This is a genomic window from Sphingomonas anseongensis, from assembly GCF_023516495.1.
GTDB classification, from domain to species: Bacteria; Pseudomonadota; Alphaproteobacteria; order Sphingomonadales; family Sphingomonadaceae; genus Sphingomicrobium; species Sphingomicrobium anseongensis.
Genome location: NZ_JAMGBC010000001.1, coordinates 1,608,398 through 1,623,751 on the forward strand (window position 1 = coordinate 1,608,398; position 15,354 = coordinate 1,623,751).

The following is a 15,354-nucleotide window of genomic DNA, read 5'->3' on the forward strand; positions in this document are numbered from 1 at the left end:
GCGCACCATTTATGTTGCACCGCACAATGGAGACAGAAAACATGATCGCCGACACCGACGCATCTGCCGAAGCCATCGTCGAGGCCGTCGAGGCCAGCAACGAGGCTGCCGTGAAGGTGGCCAAGTCCGCAGCAAAGAAGCGTTCGAAGACCGCCAAGCGGGCTCGGCGCCAGTCGAGGCCGAACGTCGGCGCGCAAAAGAGGATCGAAGACATGACCAACGACGCCAACATTTTCGCCGGCTTCGGGGCTTTCCCGGGCGCCGGTTCTTTCGAGAAGCTGTTCACCGACGTCGCGGGCCGCGGCGAGGAAGTCGCCAAGCGCTCGCGCAAGGCGGCGGAAGAGCTCGCGGACATCTCTCGCGGTAACGTCGAGGCGTTCGTCGAGGCTAGCCGGATCGCCGTCAGCGGCGCCCAGTCGATCGGCCAGGACGTCGTTGCGAAGAGCCGCGACAGCCTCGAGAAGACCGCCAACACGGTTCGCTCATTCACCGAGGCGAAGAGCCCGACCGAGCTTCTGCAGCTGCAGAGCGATTTCGCGCGCACCGCCTTCGACCGCTTCGTCGAGGAAAGCTCGGCCCTTACCGAGTCCTTCGTGAAGCTCGCCGGTGAGGCGTTCCAGCCGATCTCGAATCGCGCCAGCGCGAACGTCGAGCGGTTCAACCAGATCGCTGCCTGACACCTCCTCCCCCTCCCGTCAGGCACCGCAGGCGGCCGCTCCTACCCGGGGCGGCCGCCTTTTTTCTGCCGTGCACGCATCGCTACCGCCTTGCGGCGCGTTTTCCCCATGCCATATTTGTGAGCGGGTTATGACGTGGCGAGTTTTGAACATGGGCGACCGCCCGGGCCGGGGTGACGGCCTCGACGACGATCTGGAGATCGGAGTCGCTACGCGCACTCGTCCGAAGACGAAAAAGCCGTCCAACTACAAGGTGCTGATGCTCAACGACGATTATACTCCGATGGAGTTCGTCGTGCTGGTCCTGCAGCGTTTCTTCAGCATGGGCATCGAGGATGCGACTCGAGTGATGCTCCAGGTCCACCAGAAGGGCGTCGCCGTCTGCGGAGTGTTCACCTACGAGGTCGCCGAGACCAAGGTCGCGCAGGTCATCGACTTCGCCCGCGAGAACCAGCACCCGCTTCAGTGCACGCTGGAAAAAGCCTGAGCCGAGCCGCTGTTGCGCCCGCGGGCGCGTCCGCTAAACCGCGGCTGTGGACAGCATCTGGATCAAGGGCGGCAACCGCCTTGAGGGGAAGATCCCTATCAGCGGCGCGAAGAATGCCGCACTCACGCTTCTCCCCTGCGCGCTGCTCACCGATGAAAAGCTGACTCTAACCAACCTTCCGCGGCTCGCGGACGTCGACACCTTCAGCCACCTCCTCAACCAACTCGGGGTTTCGACCAGCGTCGCGGGAGTGAAAAAGGGCGAATACGGCCGCCGGATGACTCTGCAGGCCGACGACATCGCGTCGACCGTTGCTCCCTATGACATGGTCCGGAAGATGCGCGCTTCGGTGCTGGTGCTGGGCCCGATGCTCGCGCGAGCCGGCGAATCGACGGTGTCGCTGCCCGGCGGCTGCGCGATCGGCGACCGGCCGATCGACCTGCACCTCCAGGCGCTGGAATGCCTCGGCGCCGAGATCGAGCTTGCAGCCGGTTACGTGAAGGCGAGCGCTCCAAAGGGGCGGCTTTCGGGCGGCGATTACAGCTTCCCCGTCGTCTCGGTCGGAGCCACCGAAAACGCTCTCATGGCTGCGGTGCTGGCGACCGGCCGGACGCAGCTTTTCAACGCCGCCCGCGAGCCCGAGATCGTCGACCTTTGCAACCTCCTTGTCGCGATGGGCGCCAAGATCGAGGGCATCGGGTCCGGCCATCTCATCATCGACGGCGTCGAGGGCCTCAACGGCACCACCTATGAGGTGATGCCCGACCGGATCGAGGCGGGAAGCTATGCCTGCGCTGCGGGAATCACCGGCGGATCGATCGACCTGATCGGCGCGCGTCCGGACGACATGCGCGCGACTTTGAACGCGCTCGCCCACGCCGGGCTGATGCTCGAATTCCACGACAAGGGGATCAAGGTCAGCGCCGACGCCCCGCTCAAGCCGCTGGCCCTTTCGACCGCGCCCTTCCCGGGCTTCGCGACCGACATGCAGGCGCAATTCATGGCAATGCTGGCCTTGGCGCAGGGCGACAGCTTCCTCGAGGAGACCATCTTCGAGAACCGCTACATGCATGTGCCGGAACTCCGTCGGATGGGAGCAAGCATCGACATCCACGGTCGCTCCGCCATCGTCCACGGAGTCGAGAAGCTGACCGGCGCGCAGGTGATGGCGACGGACCTTCGAGCGTCGATGAGCCTGGTCCTCGCGGGCCTTGCGGCCGAGGGCGAGACGGAGGTCCTTCGAGTCTATCATCTCGATCGCGGCTATGAGCGGCTGGAAGAGAAGTTGTCCGCGGTGGGCGCTACGATCGAACGGCGGAGTACAGGCTAAGGGGGAGTTTCGAGCATGCGTTGTTTGGCTTTTGCGATCGCCGGCCTGCTCGCCGGCTGCGCGGCGGCATATCCCCAGCCTATGGCGCCGCCGGTCCAGGCAATCGGAGCGATCCCCCCGCTTCCATTCGCAGGCGGACCCGCTGAACAGGCCACCGCGGCTACGCTCGTAAGGATCGCCGCGCTCAACCCGGCGCTTCACGCGGTTATCGCCACCGACCCGACGGCGATGGAGCAGGCGAGGCGCGTCGACTCGTCCGGATTGGCTGGCCCGCTCGCCGGACAGCCGGTGCTGATCAAGGACAATATCGAAGTGGCGGGCCCGATGCCGACGACCGCCGGGAGCCTGGCCCTCGCCAACAACGTCACCAACCGCGACGCTCCACTAGTGGCGCGACTTAAGGCGGCGGGCGCGATCATCGTCGGCAAGACCAACCTGTCCGAATGGGCGAATATCCGCTCGTCACACTCCATTTCCGGCTGGAGCGCGGTCGGCGGGCAGACGCGCAACCCGTGGGCGCTCGACCGCAACCCGTGCGGAAGCTCCAGCGGAAGCGGATCAGTGGTCGCGGCCGGGATCGTCGCCTTCGCCATCGGCACCGAGACCGACGGTTCGGTCACCTGCCCGGCTTCCATCAACGGAATCGTCGGCCTCAAGCCCACAGTCGGGCTCGTCAGCCGAACCCACATCGTCCCGATCAGCCACAGCCAGGACACGGCTGGTCCGATGACCGATAGCGTCCGCCACGCGGCCGAGCTCCTCAGCGTCATCGCGGGCAGCGACCCCGCGGACCCGGCGACCGCCGACGCCGACAGGCACCGGACGGACTATGCGGCCCAGCTCGACGCCAATTCGCTCGCGGGCAAGCGGATCGGGGTGATGCGCTTCGCTTCGACCGAGCAGCTCGACCCGGCCTTCGAGACGGCGCTTGCCGTCCTCCGCAAGCAGGGCGCGGTCCTCGTCGACATCAAGAAGTTCGACGACAGCGCCATCGGCAAGAACGAGTTTCCCGTGCTTCTGTCGGAGCTAAAGGCCGACCTGGCCAAATATCTTGCGAGCAGCCCGGCGCCGATCCCGGTGCGAACTCTTGCCGACGTGATCGCCTTCGACAAGGCGCACGCGCAACAGGAGATGCCGCTGTTCGGACAGGACATCTTCGAGCAGGCGGAAAAGACCAAGGGCCTCGACGATCCTACCTACAAGAAGGCGCGCAAGACCAGCTTCGAAGCGGCGGGGCCCAAGGGAATCGACAAGCTCCTGAAGGACAACAATGTCGTCGCGCTGGTCGGCCCGACTGTCGGCCCGGCGTGGAAGATCGACGCTGTGAACGGAGACCAGTTTACCGGCGGCGGCGCCGGAAGCCTGGCGGCGGTCGCGGGGTATCCGCACCTCACCGTTCCGATGGGACTGGTCAAGGGTCTCCCCATCGGGCTCAGTTTCATGGGGCCCAAGTGGAGCGAGGCGCTGTTATTGTCGCTGGGCTACGCTTACGAGCAGGCGCGCGGGCCTTTCCCGGCGCCGCAATTCTTCCCATCGATCGAGATCAGCCCGGCGATCGCTCCAGCACTCGAGCCGCAGCAGCTTCCACTACCCGGCCAGCCGTAATCCCGCGATCGCAGCCACGATCACCAGGATCAGCAGGATCCGGATCAGGGACGACGGCTCGCCGAACCAGGCGAGGCCGACCAGCACCGTGCCGACCGCACCGATCCCGCCCCAGACGGCATAAGCGGTCCCCATCGCGATCGACCGCGACGCGAGCTCGAGCAATGCCATGCTGATCGCCACCGACACCAGAAAGGCGATCGTCCATGGCACGTTCCGGAAGCCGTCCACGAAGCGGAGCGACGTGGTGAAACCGACTTCGAACAAGCCTCCGACGATCAGATACAGCCATGGCATTTCGAAGGCGTTAGCCGCGCGGGCCATGCGGCGCTAGGGTAGCGAACGGGAGGGCATCCGAATGCGCAAGTTCGCGCCAAGCCGGTTCATCATTTTCCTGGTGCTGCTGATCGCCGGCATCGGCGGCTTCGTATGGATATGGCAGCCGCTCAAGGGCATCATGGCCGGGTTCGACCTGGCCGCCTTCATTTTCCTCGCGTCGCATCTTCCGTTCCTCAACGACACCGCCGACCAGATGCGCCGGCATTCGAAGGAAAATGACGCCAACCGGGCGATGCTGCTCTCCATCACTGTCGCGGTGACCACGGTCATCCTCGTCACGGTCGGTGCCGTAATCGGCCGGGGCCAATCACATGAGGTCGCGGACGTGGTGATGGTCATTGTCACGCTGGCCCTGGCGTGGCTCTTCGGGAACACCGTCTACGCGCTGCACTATGCGCATCTCTATTATCAGGCAGGGCCGGGAAAGGGGGGAGACGCTGCGGGAATCGAGTTTCCTGCAACGAAGGAGCCCGATTACTGGGATTTCCTCTATTTCGCCGCCACCCTGGGAATGACGTTCCAGACCTCGGATTGCGACATTACAGCCCCGGCCATCAGGCGGGTAGTTGTCGGCCACTGCTTCGCAGCCTTCATCTTCAACCTCGGCGTGCTGGCATTCACCATCAACGCGCTCGGATCCTAGGCCGCGACTTCGATTTCCGGGGGCACCGCGCGCTTGCCCCTCGACGCGACGATGCAGCCGCCGACGATCAGTACCGCGCCGGCGACGGTGTATGGCCCGAGCCGCTCCTGGAAGACGGTCCAGCCGAGCACCGATGCCCACAGGAAGGCGCTGTATTCGGTGACTGCCAGGTAGCTCGCCTCCGCGCGCGCATAAGCATAGGCAAACAGCAATCCGCCGGCGATCGACATGGCCGAAGCGAGTGCGATCCACCCCCACCAGACCGTCGCCGGCCAGACCGGCAGCCCCGCGAAGGGGATCACCGCAAACCACAATAGGGTGACGACCAACGACTGGAAGAAGGTGATCTCGAGCGGTTTCGCGGCGAGCGCCTGGTGGCGCATCAGGACGATGTTGACGGCATAGCAGAGCGCCGAGGCGATGATCGCGACGGTGCCGAGCAGGACGCCGGGCCCGAGTTCCGGCCTTGCCTGGCCGAGGACGATGACAACCACCCCGGCGAAAGCGGCGATCGAGCCGGCGATGGACCTGGGCCCGATCGTCTCTCCGAGCACCAGTGCCGCGAGGACCAAGGCGATGAGCGGCGCGATGAAGGTCAGGGCGATGGCCTGGGCAAGCGGCACCCGGCCGATCCCCCAGAAGAACAGGAAGGCCATGATCATCACGACTGCTGCCCTCGCGACGTGGATCTTCAGCGTCGAGCGGCTCGGCCAGGGAAGCCGCCGCGGAAGATAGAGCGCGCTCGCCATCGCCAGCGACACGACCGATCGCCACAGGCTGATCGCATATATGCCGAGCGCGATGACCAGAGCCTTCATCAGCGCGTCCATGACCGACAAGATGCCGACCGCCGCAAGCGCGACCGCGAAAGCTTTGACGGGATGTTGGGCGACGCGGTTCACGCCGCCGGCGCCTATACGATTATTCGGCCGCGTCGAGAGTTTGCTCGGCCGCCGCCTCGGCCTCGATCTCGGCGGCCTTCTGCTCGACCAGCCGGACGATGTGATCGACCATGTCACCGTCCTTCACATGGTGGTCGGTAACGCCGGAGAGATAAACCATGTGGGTGCCGTTGCCGCCGCCGGTGATGCCGATGTCCGTCTCGCGCGCCTCCCCCGGCCCGTTGACCACGCAGCCGAGCACTGACAGCGACATGGGAGTCTTGATATGCTGTAGCCGTGCCTCGAGCGCTTCGACGGTGCGGATCACATCGAAGCCCTGGCGAGCGCAGCTCGGGCAGGAAACGACGCGCACTCCTCGGCTTCGAATGCCCAGCGCCTTGAGGATTTCGTAGCCGACCCGGACTTCTTCCTCCGGCTCCGCCGACAGAGAGACCCGGATCGTGTCGCCTATGCCGGCCCAGAGCAGGTTGCCCATCCCGATCGCGGATTTAACGGTGCCGCCGATCAGGCCGCCAGCCTCCGTGATCCCGAGGTGCAAGGGGCAGTCGACCTGGTCGGCAAGCTGCTGGTAGGCGGCGACCGCGAGGAACACGTCGCTCGCTTTGACCGCGACCTTGTACTCGCGGAAGCCGTGGTCTTCGAGGATTCGGATATGGTCGAGCGCGCTTTCGACCAGAGCCTCGGGACAGGGCTCGCCATATTTTTCGAGCAGGTCCTTTTCGAGGCTTCCGGCATTCACGCCAATTCGGATCGCGCAGCCGTTGGCTCGGGCAGCCGCGATCACTTCCTTCACCCGCTCCTCGGACCCGATGTTGCCCGGATTGATTCGAAGGCACGCCGCGCCGGCATCGGCAGCCTCGAGCGCGCGCTTGTAGTGGAAGTGGATGTCGGCGACGATGGGTACCCGGGCCTCGCGGACGATCTGCCTCAATGCCGCGGTCGCGTCGGCGGTCGGGCAAGAAACCCGGACTATGTCGGCACCGGCCTCTTCGCAGCGCCGGATCTGGTCGATCGTCGCCTTCGCGTCCTCGGTCGGTGTATTGGTCATCGTCTGGACGCTGATCGGCGCGTCTCCGCCAACAGGGACGGATCCGACCATGATCTGACGCGACTTTCGCCGCTCGATATCGCGCCACGGGCGAATGGACATGCCCGCCATATAGGCGCCGTGAACGCCCCCCGCAAAGCCGAAGCGTCGGATTCGCCGCGATAAATCAAAGATGCTAAAGGAATGAACAGCATCCGCGGGGGCGGCCATGAACAAGTGGACGCGGCGTTTCGAGTGGAATGGTACAGCGGCCGGAACCGCCGCAGGCGGACCCTCGCCCCTCACCCACCATTATTTCGCGTTCCTCAGCTACAGCCATCAGGATTCGGCCGAAGCAGACTGGCTCCACGACGAGCTTGAAAGCTTCCGGGTGCCCTCCAGCCTCACCGGCAAGCTGACCGCGAACGGAGTGATCCCGAAGCGGCTGACCCCGATCTTCCGCGACCAGCACGAGCTCGGCGCAAGTCGCGACCTTTCCGAGGAGATACGGGCCGCGCTTTCAGCGTCGCGCTGTCTGATCGTCCTGTGCTCCCCTGCGGCAGCCAAGTCGAAATGGACGAACGCGGAGATCGACACCTTCAAGCGGCTTCACCCCGACGGTTGCATCATCGCCGCCGTCATCGCCGGCGAGCCGCTGGCCAGCGACATTCCGGGACGCGAGGAGGAGGAATGCTTCCCGCCGGCGCTGGTCGCCAAGTACAACCGCCGCGGAAAGCCGACCGGGCAGAAGACCGAACCGCTCGCCGCCGACCTTCGCGAGGGCAAGGGCGGGCGGCGCGTTGGAGTGCTCAGAGTCGTCGCGGGAGTGCTTGGCATCGGGCTGGACGATCTCGTTCAGCGCGAGAACCTGCGAAGGCAGCGGCGCCTGGCGACCATCGCGGCCGGAGCGCTGATCGGAATGCTCGTCGCGATCGCTCTGGCGGTCGTCGCCGTCCAGGCGCGCGACGCCGCCCGCGACCAGCGCCGCGAGGCCGAGGGCCTGGTCAGCTTCATGCTCGGCGACCTCAAGGACAAGCTCGAGCCGATCGGAAAACTCGATGCGCTCGACGGTGTCGGCTCAAGGGTGCTGGCCTACTATAGACAGCAGGATACCTCCGAACTGTCGGATTCGGGCCTCATGCAGCGCTCGCGCGCTCTCGGGCTAATGGCCCAGGTCGCTTACGCCCGGGGACACACGAACGAGGCGAGCGCCTTCTATCGGCAGGCGCTGGCTGGGACCGCCGAAGCGCTTCGTCGCTCGCCAGACGATCCGAATCGCCTGTACGAGCATGCACAGAACGTCTTCTATCTCGGCGACATCGAGCGCCTGCGCGGTCACTATCGACCAGCGGAGCTCGCATATCGCGAATACAAGCAGCTTGCCGACAGGATGGTCGCGATCGAACCGGACAACCTGAAGTGGCGCATGGAGGTAGCTTACGCCAACGAAGACCTCGGGATCGCGCTTTACGACGAACGCCGATACCAGGAGGCCGCCCGGCAGTTCGACGCGGGCATCCGTCCCGTCCAAAGTGCCGTGACGATCGATTCGAACAATTCGACGTACCAGCGCGAGCTGGCCAACCTGATCGGCTGGGTCGGCCAGTCGAAGGGCGCCGCGGGCGACTTGCAAGGAGGGATCGCGGCCCGCCGGCAGCAGATTGCGTTGCTAAACCAATTCATCGCCGACGGCTCGGGCGACGTGCGATTGCGCGAAAAGCTCATCCCGGCTCATGTCGGCCTTGGAATATTGCTGGCGTCGCGCGGCGAAAGCGATGAGGCGGTCCAGCAGTTCCAGCTCGGCATTGCTACTGCCGACCGGCTGGTCGCAGTTGAGCCCCAGAACAGGCTTTGGAAACGCTACGCGGCCGCAGCCAGGCTTGAACTCGCAAAGACGCTGCTGGCCGCGGGTCGTGCGGGCGATGCGGCTGGAGCATTGAATGCGGGATGCGCCGCGACGGCAGCACTACGCGGGCGCGATCCCAATGAGGACAAGTGGCGCAAGCTGCAGACGACGTGCCTTGCGGCCCGCGCGCGAATTGCGATGTCGTCCGGTTCGCCGGCCGAAGCGAGGCAGTTGGCTGGCACAGCCGTGGAGGTTGCGCGGCTGGGCACGGGCGAGCCGCCGAGCGACCCCTACGTTGCCGCATCAGCCTACCGGTTACTCGGCGATGTTTTCCACCGCGGTGGCGATTCGGCACGAGCAGCGGGGGCTTGGAGCGCGGGGCTTGGTCTTCTGCCTGCCGGCGTGACCGAACAACCGTGGGAAACCTACGAACGCGAGCAGCTGCTCCGTCGGCTGAATCGCAACGATGAAGCGCGTCCGCTTTCGGAGAAGCTGCGCGCAATGGGCTATAGAAGCACTAGTTAGGAGGAGGGCTGCATGAAAAACGGATATACCGAAGAGGCAGAATTCGACGCATGCTTCGCGAACTTGGGCGTTCAGGACAAGCCCTGGCAGATCCAGATGGACGTCTACCTGGAAGATGATCAATCCAACCCGCCCAAGTTCCGCATCGAATGCCCCTTGCCGATCAAAGAGGTCAAGCCGGGCGAGACATACGTGGTTTTTCAAAACAAGTGCCGGCCCGGGTTCGATATTCTTTTCCACCTCCACGACGAGACCCATAAAGGGTACACTTTTCCGAAACACGCAGATGAAGCGGTATGGTCGAAGATCGGCACGACCTGCCCTGACGAGAGATGGGGGAAAAACGAGGTTCTCTCGCCGAAGCGAGTGTTGCCGGACGGACTGACTTTGGTCGTCAACAACAACAACGACAAGAAGGAAGACGGCAACCCAATAGGCCTGTTCCGCTACACGCTGAATGTCGGACTGAACGGCGAAAAGCCGTACCTGCAGCTCGATCCCGGCGGCGACGATCAGAACGGCATGCGCAGTTTCACCCTCACGCGATGAGTGTCACGCACGCATGTTATCGGCAGCCGCGACGTTCACGTTTGCGCTAAGCCCATTCAGGTGAACGTCGCGGTACCCACTCTCGAATGCGAGCAAGCGAATGTGCTGGCTGTCCACCCGCCGCTGCTCCCGTTCGTGCTCAGCGTCGGGATCACCGGTCACCGGATCGAGGCGCTTCCGGAAAGCGCGGTGCAGACCATCGTCGATCGGATCGGCGCGGCCCTCGTCGAGCTGAAGGCTGCTGCGCTCGCCCTCTACGAGGCGGAGCGAGCCTTCTTCTCGGATGTGCCGCCCCGCCTGCTGTTCGTCTCGCCGCTCGCCGACGGAGCCGACCAGATCGCCGCCGAGATCGCACTCGAGCTCGGCTACGAGCTGCAGGCGATCCTTCCGTTCGACCGCGAGACCTATCGGACGACTCTCCACAATTCCGGCCTGAAACGGTTCGACGAGTTGATGTGCCGAGCGACCTGCGTGCTCGAATTGCCCGGCGAGCCGGACGACGAGTTGAAGGCCTTCGTGATGGCGGGCCGCGGAACCGTCGCCCATTGCGACATCATCGTTGCGGTTTGGGACGGGCTCCCGCCCCGCGGGCGTGGAGGTACGGGCGAGGTTGTCCAGATCGCGATCACTCGAGGCACGGCGATCGCCCACATTCCAGTCGATCCCGCCGTGCCGCCGCGCCTTGTGTGGGCGGCTTTCGACCCGACCGTCCTGACGCTCGCCGATGACTCGACCGCCGAGCGCCCGCTCGAGCGGTCCCATATTGATTCTTTGATGAGCGCGCTGCTGCTGCCGCCACCGGATGCCGAGGACCGAAGGTTCGCACAGCGGTTCAAGACGGAGCGCCTTTCGCGCATCAGGGCGCGCATCGAATATCCGCTTCTGCTCGCGGCCGCGGGCGTCGGGCGTTTCGGCCGCAAGGACTTCACCAACACGCATTGCGTCAACCAGACCCGCGACGAATGGCGGCGCTATCGCGAGCTTTGCGCGGACGCCAACCAGATCGCGGCGCCGATTGACGTCCTTGAAGAATCGTACAGCTGGGCCGACGGGCTGGCGACCCACTTCGCCCAGACCTACCGGAGCGGGCACATCTTCAACTTCGTGCTTGGCGGCGTTGCGGTTTGCCTCGGACTGAGCGCATTCATGGCGCCGCATTTGAAGTTCGAGTTCGCGGCCGCCGAGCTGTTCATAACCATCGGCATCATTCTCAACGCCCACATCGGCACGCGCAACGAATGGCACCGCCGCTGGCTCGATTACCGCCAGCTTGCCGAGCGCCTCCGGCCGATGCGCAGCCTGAAGCTGCTCGGGATCGCCGCTCCCGATGCCCCAGGAACTCCGACCAATCCCGTTCCTCGCCGCTGGCTCGACTGGTACGCGAGCGGGATATGGAGGGCGATGGGATGCGTCGCCGGATCGCTCGACGGGCAGCGTGCCGAGCGGCTTGCGCGGGTCATCGGCGAGTACGAGATCGCGCCGCAGGTCGCCTATCACCATCGAAGCTCGGTGCAGATCAACGAGCTCGACCACCGCTTGGGAGTGATCGGGTTCATGCTGTTCATTGCGACCCTTGTCGTCTCGGTGGCGACGCTGGTCGGGATGACGCTGAACGCCTCCTGGGTGACCAACTACGGCAACTGGTTCACGCTGGTGTCGGCCGGCTTCCCCGCCCTCGGAACCGCGATTTTCGGAATACGCTTCCAGGGCGATTTCGGTGGCGATGCAGTCCGCTCCCAGTCAGCCGCGAACGCGCTCCGAGTGATCGACGCGCAGCTGCAGCGCGGCGTGCCGTTGACGAGGGCGGCGGACCTGGTCGAGCAGGCAGCGAGAGTGATGCTCGAGCATCTCGACGAGTGGCGGCTGATCAACCAGCAGCGCGACCTGTCGGTCGGCTAGTCGCGCGGAGTCTTGTCCCAGCGCCAGCGCCAGCCGCCGCGGGTCGTCTTCATGGCGACGACGAGGAACGCTACGGTCGCCGGCACCGCGACGCCGAACACCGCCAGCGGCCATTTGGACAGCAGGGCTCCGGAGCCGATAACAAGCGCGAGGTAAGCAGCGAGCACCGCCCATCCCTGCCACGCGATGGGCAAGCCGGTTCCGTAGCCGAAGCGCTTGGGGGCGAACCATTCGGGGCCGTCGTCCACCTCAACCCTCCTTCTTCGCAGGCCGCCCGCGCTTGCGGGGTTCCGGCGCCTTCAGCCTGACGCCGCGCGCTGCGAGCGCCTCGCGCAGAAGTACCTCGACCTGCGCATTGACGCTCCTGAGGTCGGCCGCGGCGCAGCGCTCGACGGTCGCCCACAGCGCCGGATCGACCCGCAAGGGGTAGGCTTTGCGCTCACCCGTCACGCTCTTGCTACTGGTACAGCGTGCCGGTGTTGACGACGGGCTGCGTGTCGCGTTCGCCGCAGAGCACAACCATCAGGTTGGACACCATGGCCGCTCGGCGTTCGTCGTCGAGCTCGACGACATTCTTCGCCGATAGTTGCTCCAGCGCCATTTCAACCATTCCTACCGCGCCCTCGACAAGAGTCTTCCGGGCGGCAACGACCGCCTGCGCCTGCTGCCGGCGAAGCATGGCGCCGGCGATTTCGGTTGCATAGGCGAGATGGGTGAACCCGCATTCGTCGATCGTGATTCCGGCGACCGCGAGCCGCGCCTGGAGCTCTGTGCGGAGTTCCGCCCCGACCTCGTCATGGTTCCCCCGCAAGGTGATTTCGAGATGCTCGAAATCGTCATAGGGGTAGCGCGAACCGATGGTGCGGATGGCCGCTTCGACCTGAACCCGGACGAACTGCTTGTAGTCGTCGACGTCGAACAGGGCCTGGGCACTGTCCACCACCCGCCACATGATCTGTGCAGCCATCTCGATCGGATTGCCGCGAAGGTCGTTGACCTTGATCCGGTCCGAGATGAAGTTGTTCGCGCGGACGGACACCTTCTTCTTGCCCATCCACGGCCACGTCCACCGAAGCCCGGTAACGCGGTCCGTCCCGCGATAATCGCCGAACAGGGTTATGGCCACGGCCTGGTTCGGCTGGAGCATGTAAAAGCCGGGGATCACCAGGACGAAGAGGATGGTGCCGACGATGATCAGGGCGACGCTCTCAATGACCGAGTCGCCAGCCGGCAGCCGAGCCACGCCATATCCGTCCATCAGCACGCCAAGTAGTGCGACGAAGAGCATCGGGTAACCGCTCAACGTCGATGCCGCTCGCTCCCCGGTCGCAGTCAATGCGATCACTTTGTCTTTGGCCACGAATGCCTCCCTTTATTTGATATCACTTTAATATCGTTATGGCGGCGGCGGAGTCAATCGGAATCGCAAGCGCGCCCTTCCATTCGGGCTTTCGCCTGTCCAAAGGGGCGCAATGAAGGACGGCTGGACAATCGTTATCCATGGCGGCGCGGGGATCATCGAAAAGTCCCGGATGACCCCCGAGCAGGACTCCGCGATTCGCGCCGCGCTCGACCATTCGCTCGCGACCGCAGAGGCGATCCTTTCGACCGGCGGAAGCGCGATCGACGCAGTCGAAGCAGCGGTCAGCGAGCTTGAGGATGACCCCCATTTCAATGCCGGCCGGGGCGCGGTCTTCACCTTCGAGGGCCGCAACGAGCTCGACGCCGCCATCATGGACGGCCGCGACCGGTCGGCGGGCGCAGTGACCGGCGCTACCGAGACTCGCCACCCGGTCAGCCTGGCGCGGGCGGTGAAGGAGCACTCCCCGCACGTCCTCCTCCGCGGCCTCGGCGCCGACCAATTCTCGCGCGAGCAGGGGCTGGAGCAGGTCGACAACAGCTGGTTCGCAATCCCCGAGCGGCGCCGCCAGCTGGACGAGATGATGGCCGCCGAGGGCGATCATTTCGACGCCGACCTCAAATACGGCACGGTCGGAGCGGTCGCTCTCGACATTCACGGCCATGTCGCCGCCGCCACCTCGACGGGCGGGCTGACCGGCAAGCGCTGGGGACGCATCGGCGACTCGCCGATCATCGGAGCCGGCACCTATGCCGACGATCGGTCCGCAGCCGTTTCCGCCACCGGTGCGGGAGAATATTTCATGCGCGCGCTCGCCGCTTACCAGGTGGCGGAGCGCATGAAGACGGGACAATCGTTGAAGCGAGCTGTCGACGACACCCTCGCGGACGTCCGTTCACTGGGCGGGAGCGGCGGGTTGATTGCCGTCGCTCCCACCGGCGAAGCGGAATGGGGCTTCACCACGCCGGGAATGTACCGGGCGAAGGCCGATTCCACGGGCCGCAGGGTCGCGCTCTATTCGGAAGACGAGGAGCGGTAGGGCAAGTCGCGCGCCAGCCATTGCGCTTCGGCGACGACGGCTTCGCTTTCCTGCCGCACGAAATCGCCCACAGCCCGCCGGAATCCTGGATTGACGATGAAATGGGCGGATCTGGTGATCACCGGCTCATAGCCGCGGGCGATCTTGTGCTCGCCCTGCGCGCCCGCCTCGACCGTCGAAAGACCATGAGCGATCGCCCATTCGATCGCCTGGTAATAGCTCAGCTCGAAGTGGAGGAAGCGAACTTCTTCGATCGCGCCCCAATAGCGGCCGTAAAGGGCGCTCGGGCCGATCACGTTGAGCGCGCCCGCGATCGGAAGTCCTCCGCGATAGGCGAGGAACAGCAGCAGCCTGTCGCCCATCGTCTGGCCTAGCCGATCGAAGAACTCGCGCGTCAGGTAAGGCCTGCCCCATTTGCGTGACCCCGTGTCCTGGTAGAATCGCCAGAACGCGTCCCACTGCGGCGTGCCGATCTCGGCACCGGTCAAGGCCCGGAATTCCAGCCCCTCGCGAGCGGCCGCCCTTTCCTTGCGGATCGCCTTGCGCTTTCGGCTGGTGAGCGTGTCGAGGAAATCGTCGAAGTCGCGATAGCCGCGGTTGAACCAATGATATTGGATCCCATGGCGGATCAGCCAGCCGCGCCGCTCGGCTTCCGCTGAGTCTGCTGCATTGGCAAAAGTGACGTGCGCCGAGGACAGGTCGTTCTGGACTGCGACAGCTTCCAGCGCGGCGAGGAGCTGCTGGGGCCGCGAGCCGAGCAGCCGCGGGCCCGGCACCGGCGTGAAGGGCACCGCCACCTGGAGCTTGGGATAATAAGCCCCGCCGGCCCGCTCCCAGGCGTCAGCCCATCCATGGTCGAACACATATTCGCCCTGGCTGTGGCTCTTCAGATAGGCTGGTGCGGCGGCGGCGAGCCGTCCTTCCTCCTCGACCAGGATCGGAACAGGCGTCCAGCCGGTGCCGGGGCCGACGCTGCCGGAATCCTCCAGCGCCGACAGGAAAGCATGGCTGACGAAGGGATGGTCGCTGGCGAGCGAATCCCACTCAGCCGCGCCAATTGCGCTTACGCCTGGAGCAATCCGGGCCAGGACTTCCGATTCGCGGTCGGCCATGCCCCCTTATGGGT

16 protein-coding genes are annotated in these 15,354 nt (G+C 65.1%); 9 read left to right on the forward strand and 7 right to left on the reverse strand.

What is annotated here, in order from left to right:
- Nucleotides 1–41 precede the first annotated feature (41 nt).
- From LZ519_RS08305 to LZ519_RS08320, 4 genes are all read left to right on the forward strand, one after another.
- Nucleotides 42–677 carry a phasin family protein gene (locus tag LZ519_RS08305; protein WP_249868215.1) on the forward strand — a complete coding sequence of 212 codons (636 nt, stop codon included), beginning with the start codon at nucleotides 42–44 and terminating at the stop codon, nucleotides 675–677.
- Nucleotides 678–828: 151 nt separating this feature from the next.
- Nucleotides 829–1,164 (forward strand): ATP-dependent Clp protease adapter ClpS, encoded by a 336-nt coding sequence (gene clpS / locus LZ519_RS08310; protein WP_249868897.1) that lies wholly within the window; start codon nucleotides 829–831, stop codon nucleotides 1,162–1,164.
- Between the two features lie 46 nt (nucleotides 1,165–1,210).
- On the forward strand, nucleotides 1,211–2,494 hold the full coding sequence (murA, locus tag LZ519_RS08315) for a UDP-N-acetylglucosamine 1-carboxyvinyltransferase (protein WP_249868216.1): 1,284 nt from the start codon (nucleotides 1,211–1,213) through the stop codon (nucleotides 2,492–2,494).
- A gap of 15 nt (nucleotides 2,495–2,509) precedes the next feature.
- Nucleotides 2,510–4,099 carry an amidase gene (locus LZ519_RS08320; protein WP_249868217.1) on the forward strand — a complete coding sequence of 530 codons (1,590 nt, stop codon included), beginning with the start codon at nucleotides 2,510–2,512 and terminating at the stop codon, nucleotides 4,097–4,099.
- Here LZ519_RS08320 and LZ519_RS08325 read toward each other — a convergent pair.
- Entirely contained in the window at nucleotides 4,082–4,396 is a 315-nt protein-coding gene (locus LZ519_RS08325) for a DMT family transporter (RefSeq protein WP_249868218.1), read from the reverse strand. The genes LZ519_RS08320 and LZ519_RS08325 overlap by 18 nt on opposite strands.
- A gap of 61 nt (nucleotides 4,397–4,457) precedes the next feature.
- Here LZ519_RS08325 and LZ519_RS08330 point away from each other — a divergent pair, with 61 nt between their 5' ends.
- Nucleotides 4,458–5,081 carry a DUF1345 domain-containing protein gene (locus LZ519_RS08330; protein ID WP_249868219.1) on the forward strand — a complete coding sequence of 208 codons (624 nt, stop codon included), beginning with the start codon at nucleotides 4,458–4,460 and terminating at the stop codon, nucleotides 5,079–5,081.
- Here LZ519_RS08330 and LZ519_RS11675 read toward each other — a convergent pair.
- Nucleotides 5,078–5,983 (reverse strand): DMT family transporter, encoded by a 906-nt coding sequence (locus LZ519_RS11675; RefSeq protein ID WP_249868220.1) that lies wholly within the window; start codon nucleotides 5,981–5,983, stop codon nucleotides 5,078–5,080. The two genes, LZ519_RS08330 and LZ519_RS11675, sit on opposite strands and share 4 nt — an antisense overlap.
- Before the next feature lie 19 nt (nucleotides 5,984–6,002).
- The gene (ispG, locus tag LZ519_RS08340) at nucleotides 6,003–7,133 is read right to left on the reverse strand and encodes a flavodoxin-dependent (E)-4-hydroxy-3-methylbut-2-enyl-diphosphate synthase (RefSeq protein ID WP_249868898.1); all 1,131 of its coding nucleotides are present in this window, start codon (nucleotides 7,131–7,133) and stop codon (nucleotides 6,003–6,005) included.
- Between the two features lie 106 nt (nucleotides 7,134–7,239).
- On the opposite strand from ispG, the gene LZ519_RS08345 reads away from it, so the two are divergent.
- Genes LZ519_RS08345 through LZ519_RS08355 form a run of 3 tightly spaced genes read left to right on the forward strand, consistent with a single transcriptional unit; the run spans nucleotide 7,240 to nucleotide 11,829 of the window.
- Entirely contained in the window at nucleotides 7,240–9,381 is a 2,142-nt protein-coding gene (locus tag LZ519_RS08345) for a toll/interleukin-1 receptor domain-containing protein (RefSeq protein WP_249868221.1), read from the forward strand.
- A 12-nt stretch (nucleotides 9,382–9,393) separates the two neighbouring features.
- Nucleotides 9,394–9,930, forward strand: coding sequence for a hypothetical protein (locus LZ519_RS08350; RefSeq protein WP_249868222.1), 537 nt, complete (start codon nucleotides 9,394–9,396; stop codon nucleotides 9,928–9,930).
- Nucleotides 9,931–9,990: 60 nt separating this feature from the next.
- Nucleotides 9,991–11,829, forward strand: coding sequence for a hypothetical protein (locus tag LZ519_RS08355; protein ID WP_249868223.1), 1,839 nt, complete (start codon nucleotides 9,991–9,993; stop codon nucleotides 11,827–11,829).
- On the opposite strand, the gene LZ519_RS08360 is transcribed toward LZ519_RS08355, so the two are convergent.
- The 3 genes from LZ519_RS08360 to LZ519_RS08370 are packed head-to-tail and all read right to left on the reverse strand — an operon-like array spanning nucleotide 11,826 to nucleotide 13,189.
- Nucleotides 11,826–12,077 (reverse strand): hypothetical protein, encoded by a 252-nt coding sequence (locus tag LZ519_RS08360; RefSeq protein WP_249868224.1) that lies wholly within the window; start codon nucleotides 12,075–12,077, stop codon nucleotides 11,826–11,828. The genes LZ519_RS08355 and LZ519_RS08360 overlap by 4 nt on opposite strands.
- Nucleotide 12,078: 1 nt before the next feature.
- Nucleotides 12,079–12,279 (reverse strand): type II toxin-antitoxin system antitoxin, encoded by a 201-nt coding sequence (locus LZ519_RS08365; protein WP_249868225.1) that lies wholly within the window; start codon nucleotides 12,277–12,279, stop codon nucleotides 12,079–12,081.
- Between the two features lie 7 nt (nucleotides 12,280–12,286).
- Complete coding sequence (locus tag LZ519_RS08370; protein WP_431358096.1) at nucleotides 12,287–13,189, reverse strand: SPFH domain-containing protein; 903 nt, start codon at nucleotides 13,187–13,189, stop codon at nucleotides 12,287–12,289.
- Nucleotides 13,190–13,301: 112 nt separating this feature from the next.
- Between LZ519_RS08370 and LZ519_RS08375 the strand changes: the two genes are divergently transcribed.
- On the forward strand, nucleotides 13,302–14,228 hold the full coding sequence (locus LZ519_RS08375) for an isoaspartyl peptidase/L-asparaginase family protein (protein ID WP_249868226.1): 927 nt from the start codon (nucleotides 13,302–13,304) through the stop codon (nucleotides 14,226–14,228).
- Here the strand turns inward: LZ519_RS08375 and LZ519_RS08380 are convergent.
- Nucleotides 14,204–15,340 (reverse strand): GNAT family N-acetyltransferase, encoded by a 1,137-nt coding sequence (locus tag LZ519_RS08380; RefSeq protein WP_249868227.1) that lies wholly within the window; start codon nucleotides 15,338–15,340, stop codon nucleotides 14,204–14,206. The two genes, LZ519_RS08375 and LZ519_RS08380, sit on opposite strands and share 25 nt — an antisense overlap.
- Nucleotides 15,341–15,354: the final 14 nt, after the last annotated feature.